The following is a 6,126-nucleotide window of genomic DNA, read 5'->3' as shown; positions in this document are numbered from 1 at the left end:
CGCCCGCGGCGCCCGCCGCGCGCGGGGTGCGGGCGGGGCGGGCCGGGGCCGGCGGGAGCTGGCCCTTCTGGGGCCCCCAGTCGTTCGGGTCCGGGACGCCGGGCGGCAGCATCTGGCGGCGCTTGGGCCCGCCGTGGTCGGACTCCCCCGGCTCCTTCGCCCCGGGCCACGCCTTGGCGACCCGGGCCGCCAGGACGAAGTCCTTGCGCAGCGGATGGCCCTCGAAGCCCTCGGGCAGCAGGAGCGGCACCAGGTGCGGGTGGTCCGTGAAGTCGACGCCGAACATCTCGTGCGTCTCGCGCTCGTGCCACTGGGCGCCCGCGTAGACCCCGATGGCGGTGGGCAGGGCGGGCGTCGCGTGCGGGACGGTCGTACGGAGCAGGAGGCGTCGTACCGTACGGCCTTCGAGGGCGGCGACGTGGGCGCAGACGCGGAAGCCCGTGCCCGGCTCGTCGACCGCGCTCAGCCAGTCGAAGTACGTGCAGCCGAGCTTGTCGCGCGCGGTCTCCAGGGCCGCGATCCACGAGCCGGCCGGGACGTCGACGGTGAGCAGGTCGTAGCTGCGCTCGGCGGTCGCTTCCTCGCCGAAGATCTCGGTGACGGCGTCCGGCAGGCTGTCGTACGCCGTCGTGCGGGTCGTCTCGCTCACTTCCCGGCCTCCCCCGGGGCCGGCGGCGGCGTGACGAGGCCGCTCCGCAGGGCCGCCGTGGAGGGCCGTCCGTGGCCGTAGCGCTCGCCCAGGGATTCGCGGGCGATCTTCTCCTGGAGCTTGAGGATGCCCTGGAGCAGCGCCTCGGGGCGCGGCGGGCAGCCCGGCACGTACACATCGACCGGGATGATCTGGTCGACGCCCTTCGTCACGGAGTACGAGTCCCAGTACGGGCCGCCGCAGTTGGAGCAGGCGCCGAAGGAGATGACGTACTTCGGCTCGGGCATCTGCTCGTACAGCCGCTTGACGGCCGGGGCCATCTTGTCCGTGACCGTGCCGGAGACGACCATCAGGTCCGCCTGGCGCGGGCCCGGCGCGAAGGGGATCACGCCGAGCCGGATGAAGTCGTGGCGCGCCATGGACGCGGCGATGAACTCGATCGCGCAGCAGGCGAGACCGAAGTTGAAGACCCACAGGCTGTAGCGGCGGCCCCAGTTCAGGACCACCTTCATGGGCTCGGGCGCGAGGCGGGCGAGAGCGCCCAGGCGCTTCGGTCCGGGCAGCGGCGGCGCCGGCAGCGCCGGCTCGGGGAGATCGACAGGGGTCACTCGGGTCACGTCCATTCGAGGACGCCCTTCTTCCATGCGTACAGCAGTCCCACGGCCAGGAAGCCGAGGAAGATGAACATCTCGACCAGCGTCGTCGCGCCGTACTCGGGCGCGGCGAAGACCGTCGCCCACGGGAACAAGAAGATGGAGTCGACGGCGAAGATCACGTACAGGAAGGCGTAGACGTAGTAGCGGACCTGGGTGTGGGCCCAGCCCTCTCCGACCGGATCCACGCCGCATTCGTACGTCAGCAGCTTCTCCGGCGTCGGCACGACGGGCCGCAGCAGCCGCCCGGCCCCGAAGGCCACGGCGACGAAGAGGACGCCGACGACCGCGAGCAGTCCGACGACCGAATAGCTCTGGAAGTACCCGTCCGCGAGAACAGTCGGTTCCGGCATGTCCGCCCCTCTCGCTCCCTGACCTCGCCGCGCGTCGTCGCGCGTGGTTGCGCCTCGTTCGACGATCTGTACGCACGGGAGTCTAGGCCCTGGTAAAAGCTGGGTAAGCAGCCGCGTCGTACTGGGGGTGGGGTTATCCCTACTTCCTCCCACCCAGCCACCCCATGGCACCCGCGGCCGGGGCCCGTCAGGCTGGGGGCCATGACCGCCAGCGCCAGTGACCTTCTCCCAGATTACGACCGGTCCGGCCACGCCGAGCGTGCCGACCGTGCCGGTAACGCCGACCGTGCCGGCCACCCGCCGCCCGTGCGCTTCCCCTACGGCCCGGACACCTGGAAGGAGATCGCGCATCTCCTCCTCGATCTGCCGATGGCCCTCTTCGGCTTTGTGTTCACCGTGGTGGTTCTCGCCCTCGGGTGCGGTCTTTCGGCCACGGTGATCGGTCTGCCTCTGTTGGCGGTGGGGCTGCTCGGGGCGCGCCGGTTCGGCGCGGTGGAACGGGCGCGCGCGCGTGTCCTGCTCGGCATCCGCGTCGACGAGCCGAGCCCGGCCGCCGCGGGGCGGCGTCCGGGCGAGGGGGGTTTCCTCCCGTGGCTGTGGGCGGGCCTGAAGGATCCGGTGGGCTGGCGGACGGCGCTGTACGCGATCGTCCGGCTGCCCTGGGGTGTGCTGACCTTCACGGTCACGCTGACCGGGCTCTTCGTGCTCTGGCCGGTGCTGCCGTACCTCGTGCGGGTGCTGGCGAACGCGGACCGGGCGATGGTGCGCGGTCTGCTCTGCCCCTCCGACGAACTGGAGCGGCGGATCGCCGAGCTGGAGTCGGGCCGGGGCGTCGTCGTCGACACCGCGGCCGCCGATCTGCGCCGTATCGAGCGCGACCTGCACGACGGGGCACAGGCCAGGCTCGTCGCCCTCGCCATGGGGCTCGGCATGGCGAAGGAGAAACTGACCGGCGACTTCAAGGACCCGGTGGCCGCGGCGGCGATGGTCGACGAGGCGCACGGCGAGGTGAAGCTGGCGCTGCAGGAGCTGCGTGATCTGGCGCGCGGCATCCACCCCGCCGTGCTGACCGACCGCGGCCTGGACGCGGCGCTGTCGTCCGTCGCGTCACGCTGCACGGCTCCGGTGCGGGTCACGGTCGATCTGGCGGCGCGCCCGGCGGAGGCCATCGAGGGCATCGCGTACTTCACGGTCTCCGAGCTGCTGCAGAACATCAGCAAGCACAGCGGAGCGCGGTCCGCTTCCGTGGAGGTGTGGCGGAGCGGGAAGCGGCTGCTGATCCAGGTACGGGACGACGGGCGCGGTGGCGCGCGGCTGGACGGCGGTACGGGCATGGCCGGTCTGGCCGACCGGCTCGGTGCGGTGGACGGGTTCCTGGCCCTCGACTCCCCGGTGGGCGGGCCGACGACGGTCAGGGCCGAGCTGCCGTGGCGCGACCGTGACGGGGCGGCCAAAGGTCCCGGAGGTGCCGGAAGCCCTGGAGGTGCCGGAAGCCCCGGAGGTGCGGTCGAGCGCAGTGCGGGGGTGGGGAAAACCCCCGGAGGGAAACGGTGACCGCCCTCATGGTCCCGGCCTGTGCGTCCCAGCATTCTTGAGTGACACAGCCACTCAGCAGCAGCATCAGAGCAGAAACGGACGGCAGTGATGGCCACGGAGTACGCATCGCGGACCAGAGACCAGTGGGGGCGCGAGGACCGCCCGGGCCGTCCCTCGAGGAGGCACGTGCTGCCTCCGGTACTGCGCGCGCCGATCGAGGCCCGTACCTGGCGCGAGTTCGGTTACCTGATGCTCAGCCTGCCGATCAGCATCCTGCTCTTCGTCTTCGCGGTCACCATGACGTCGCTGGGCATGGGCCTGCTGATCACCTTCCTCGGCGTACCGGTACTCGCGGCGGGCCTGGCCGGCTGCCGCGGCTTCGGGGTGGTGGAGCGGGCCCGCGCCAGGGCGCTGCTCGGGCTGGACGTGGCGGACCCGGCGCCCGTCCGGGCCAAGCCGGGCGGCGGCCCGATGTCCTGGATGGGCGCGATGCTCAAGAGCGGGGCCTCCTGGCGCCATCTGCTGTACGCCGTGCTGCATCTGCCGTGGGCGGTGTTCGCCTTCTCCGTGTCGCTGTTCTTCTGGTCGTACGGCTGGGCCATGCTCACGTATCCGCTGTGGCAGTGGGTGTTCCCGGCCTACGCGGGGACGGACGGCATCCAGCTGTACGGCGACAGCACGCACAGCGTCTATCTCGACGAGCCCTACGAACTGGCCCTGACCAGCGCGCTCGGCCTGCTCATCACCCTTGGCACCCCGTGGCTCATACGCGGCATGACGACCGTGGACCGGGTGATGGTGGCCGGGCTGCTCGGCCCGTCCCGGCTCGCCACCCGGGTCTCGGAGCTGGAGTCGGACCGGGGCGTCGTCGTCGACACCGCGGCCGCCGACCTGCGGCGCATCGAGCGCGACCTGCACGACGGGGCGCAGGCCAGGCTCGTCGCCCTCGCCATGGACCTGGGGCTGGCCAAGGAGAAGCTGACGGAGGACCCGGAAGCCGCGGCCCGCATGGTGGACGAGGCGCACGGCGAGGTGAAGATCGCATTGCAGGAGCTGCGGGACCTGGCCCGGGGCATCCATCCCGCCGTGCTGACCGACCGCGGTCTGGACGCGGCGCTCTCCGCGGTGGCCTCCCGGTGCACGGTGCCGGTGCAGGTCGAGGTGGATCTGCCGGCTCGGCCGGCCCCGGCGATCGAGGGCATCGCGTACTTCACCGTCTCCGAGCTCCTGCAGAACGTCAGCAAGCACGCACGGGCGTCCCGGGCCACGGTCGACGTGTGGCAGACGGAGGACCGGCTGATGCTCCAGGTGGGCGACGACGGGCAGGGCGGCGTGGACACGACGGCCGGCTCGGGCCTGGCCGGGCTCGCGGAGCGGCTGGACGCGGTCGACGGGATCCTGGTGATCACCTCACCGGTGGGCGGGCCGACCACGATCACGGCGGAGCTGCCCTGGCGGGGCTGATCCGGTGTCCGATCGCCCGGTTGCGCGGTTGCCCGGCTGTCCGGTCGCGCGGCCGGCCGATCCCCCGGCCGGCCGACTGCGCGACTGTCCGTGCCGGAGTCCGGGCGTCGCCCCTCCTTGCCCGCTTCCTCAGCTCCTGTCGCTTCCGCTCGCCCGCTGTTCTTCTCGCGTCCCGGCCGCCCGCCCCGAGTCGTACGCCACTATTCCCAGCACCTGGGCCTGTGCCGGCCCGGATACTGAAATGCTGGGTTCGACGTGGTGGGAAGCAATCAACTGCTGGGGGGCTGCACGGTCGTGGAGGACAGGGTGCGAGTGGTCATCGCCGAGGATTCAGTGCTGCTGCGGGAGGGCCTGACCCGGCTTCTGACCGACCGCGGGCACGATGTCGTCGCGGGCGTCGGAGACGCGGAAGCGCTGATCAAGACGGTTGAAGATCTGGCGTCGCGGGACGAGCTGCCGGATGTGGTGGTCGCGGACGTACGGATGCCGCCGACGCACACCGACGAGGGCGTGCGGGCGGCGGTGCGGCTGCGCAAGGACTACCCCGCGATCGGTGTGCTGGTCCTGTCGCAGTACGTCGAGGAGGAGTACGCGACGGAGTTGCTGGCCGGGTCGAGCCGGGGCGTCGGCTATCTGCTCAAGGACCGGGTGGCCGAAGTGCGTGAATTCGTGGACGCCGTCGTCCGGGTGGCCCGGGGCGGGACCGCGCTCGACCCCGAGGTCGTGGCACAACTGCTGGGCCGCAGCCGGAAGCAGGACGTCCTCGCCGGACTGACCCCCCGGGAACGGGAGGTCCTGGGTCTCATGGCCGAGGGCCGGACGAACTCGGCGGTCGCCAGGCAACTGGTGGTGAGTGACGGCGCGGTGGAGAAGCACGTCAGCAATATCTTCCTCAAGCTCGGGCTCTCGCCGAGTGACGGGGATCACCGTCGAGTGCTGGCAGTGCTGACTTATCTGAGGTCCTAGGTCGCCGACGCCGGAGCTGCCGCGTTCTGGAGTGCAGCTCAGAGGTGGTCGAGGGATGCTCTGGGCGGCGGTCCCCAGAACCAGGAGGCGAATACGGAGCGTCTTCGACGCAGAGCGCCGAGGGACGGGCTAAATATGACAAAGCAGGGCAGTCGGGCGTCTCAAAATGGGATCCCTCATGTGATCGGCCCAGGGAAGGGCACCCTTACCGACGTAGGGTTGACCTCGGGGCCGCCGGTGGGCCGGCCGGCCCGAACAGCCGCCTCGAAGGAGGTCCAGTTCAGTGACCAGCCAGGTCAGTAGCCCGGCCGAGAAGGCCGATGGAACCGATGGTACCGACGGAGCGAACGACACCGTCGTCGGGGAACAGCGCAGCACGCCGAGCGGGAAGGTCTCCGAGAAGGAGGTCCGTCGGTTGGATCGGGTGGTTATCCGTTTCGCGGGTGATTCCGGTGATGGTATGCAGCTCACGGGTGATCGTTTCACGTCGGAGACGGCGGCGTTC

At 71.1% G+C, this 6,126-nt stretch carries 6 protein-coding genes and 1 pseudogene; 4 read left to right on the top strand and 3 right to left on the bottom strand.

The window, feature by feature from the left end; genetic code table 11:
• The 3 genes from ABD374_RS31775 to ABD374_RS31765 all read right to left on the bottom strand — a co-directional run.
• Positions 1–649: NADH-quinone oxidoreductase subunit C (locus ABD374_RS31775; protein WP_344500121.1), on the bottom strand; the 649-nt coding region annotated here is incomplete at its 3' end.
• Positions 646–1,272 carry an NADH-quinone oxidoreductase subunit B gene (locus tag ABD374_RS31770; RefSeq protein WP_344500119.1) on the bottom strand — a complete coding sequence of 209 codons (627 nt, stop codon included), beginning with the start codon at positions 1,270–1,272 and terminating at the stop codon, positions 646–648. The genes ABD374_RS31775 and ABD374_RS31770, both read right to left, overlap by 4 nt.
• Entirely contained in the window at positions 1,263–1,655 is a 393-nt protein-coding gene (locus ABD374_RS31765; protein WP_093799593.1) for an NADH-quinone oxidoreductase subunit A, read from the bottom strand. Before ABD374_RS31765 ends, ABD374_RS31770 begins: the two co-directional genes overlap by 10 nt.
• A gap of 201 nt (positions 1,656–1,856) precedes the next feature.
• Here ABD374_RS31765 and ABD374_RS31760 point away from each other — a divergent pair, with 201 nt between their 5' ends.
• The 4 genes and pseudogenes from ABD374_RS31760 to ABD374_RS31745 form a co-directional block, all read left to right on the top strand.
• Positions 1,857–3,209, top strand: coding sequence for a sensor histidine kinase (locus tag ABD374_RS31760; RefSeq protein ID WP_344500116.1), 1,353 nt, complete (start codon positions 1,857–1,859; stop codon positions 3,207–3,209).
• A gap of 90 nt (positions 3,210–3,299) precedes the next feature.
• A complete protein-coding gene (locus ABD374_RS31755) occupies positions 3,300–4,655 on the top strand; it encodes a sensor histidine kinase (RefSeq protein WP_344500114.1) in 1,356 nt (451 codons plus the stop codon).
• Positions 4,656–4,961: 306 nt separating this feature from the next.
• Positions 4,962–5,621 carry a response regulator gene (locus ABD374_RS31750; protein ID WP_344500123.1) on the top strand — a complete coding sequence of 220 codons (660 nt, stop codon included), beginning with the start codon at positions 4,962–4,964 and terminating at the stop codon, positions 5,619–5,621.
• A gap of 283 nt (positions 5,622–5,904) precedes the next feature.
• Positions 5,905–6,126 (top strand): annotated as a pseudogene (locus tag ABD374_RS31745) (2-oxoacid:acceptor oxidoreductase subunit alpha); the annotation flags it as partial.

The sequence above is a fragment of the Streptomyces enissocaesilis genome (genome assembly GCF_039533765.1).
GTDB lineage: Bacteria > Actinomycetota > Actinomycetes > Streptomycetales > Streptomycetaceae > Streptomyces > Streptomyces enissocaesilis.
The sequence above is the reverse complement of the archived record's forward strand: the minus strand, read 5'-3'. Positions and strand labels throughout refer to the sequence as shown.